Origin of the sequence: Tepidimonas sp. (genome assembly GCF_046292505.1) — a bacterium.
GTDB lineage: Bacteria > Pseudomonadota > Gammaproteobacteria > Burkholderiales > Burkholderiaceae_C > Tepidimonas.
In genome coordinates this window covers 1-1,146 of sequence record NZ_JBKBQX010000107.1, presented here as the reverse complement: position 1 = coordinate 1,146, position 1,146 = coordinate 1, and the positions used below count along the sequence as shown (strand labels likewise).

The window sequence follows — 1,146 nt, the reverse complement described above, 5'->3', positions numbered from 1 at the left end:
GGCTCCAGAGCACCAGCGGCGGCTCCAGCGAGACGGAGTTGAACGAATTGACGGTCAGGCCGATCGGTGCGCCATCCCGGGTTCCAGGAGTGCGCGTCTTCGGCGGGAAAAACCTCTTTCATGTTCGGGCCACCGTAGACCGGTTTCTCTTCGGTGTAGAAGCGCACCCCATACGGACAGGCAATCATGCAGTACTTGCAACCGATGCAGCGCTCCCAGTTCACCAGCACCTGGCCCGATTCGTTTTTGTAAGTGGCCCGCGTCGGGCACACGGCCACGCATGACGGGTTCTCGCAGTGCATGCAAGGCCGCGGAAACCATTTGAGCTGGGTGTTCGGAAAGGCACCTTCTTGAAAGAAGATCACGTCTTGCCAGTGCTCACCCGGCAGGCGGCTGTTCTCCATACCGCACGCCAGCGTGCAGGCCTGGCAACCGGTGCATTTTTCGAGGTCGATGACCATTCCCCATTTCGCCATGATGTTTCTCCTTCAGACTTTCTCGACCTCGACCAGCCCGGAGTGGTAGCACACCAGCCCCGACAGCGGCTCCGAGAGGTTTTCGGTGATTTCGTTGGTGCTGCCGGTGGGCAGCCGGCCGTTGGCCTCGGCCCAGCGCCCCTGGGCCCAGTGCCCATGGATCATGGGCAGCACGACCGTATCGGGGCGCGTGGTCTGTGTGACCCGGGCCTGGACCTCGATCTGGCCGATCTTGTTCTTGATCCGCACCCGGTCGCCATCGCTGATGCCGCGTGCAGCCGCTGCTTCGGGGTGGATCTCGAGAAACACGTTGTGTTGCCCGCCTTGGGTGGGTTGAATCATCGCCGTGACGTGCGGCAGGTTGGCGCTGCGTCCTTCGGCCTGGCCTGCGAGCTTGGGGCTGACGAAATGCAGCGTACCGCTGCCGCCGTGCCGGGGCGCCACCCATTGCGGGAAGGGAGCTTTCTCCGGTGGAATGCCCAGGCGCTCCTGCACATAGTCGGCATGGTGCTCGAGTTCGCTGACCCTGATCTCGAATCGGCCGCTGGGTGTGGGCATGACCTCAGCCTTGACCTCCTCAGGTCACGCAGAAGGTGTTGGACACCTCGACATTGGTGCGCAGATCCTTGATGCGGCTCTGGTCCAGCACGTAGCTGCGGATCTGGTGGCC

The 1,146-nt window shown here is 62.8% G+C and carries 1 protein-coding gene and 2 pseudogenes; all 3 read right to left on the bottom strand.

Annotated features, from left to right (window positions below; all coding sequences use genetic code 11):
* Positions 1–76 (bottom strand): annotated as a pseudogene (locus tag ACK4TH_RS12025) (flavin reductase family protein); the annotation flags it as partial.
* A gap of 109 nt (positions 77–185) precedes the next feature.
* Positions 186–461, bottom strand: a pseudogene (locus ACK4TH_RS12020) (4Fe-4S dicluster domain-containing protein); the annotation flags it as partial.
* Positions 462–488: 27 nt separating this feature from the next.
* The gene (locus ACK4TH_RS12015) at positions 489–1,034 is read right to left on the bottom strand and encodes a molybdopterin dinucleotide binding domain-containing protein (RefSeq protein ID WP_409626778.1); all 546 of its coding nucleotides are present in this window, start codon (positions 1,032–1,034) and stop codon (positions 489–491) included.
* Between the last annotated feature and the right edge of the window lie 112 nt (positions 1,035–1,146).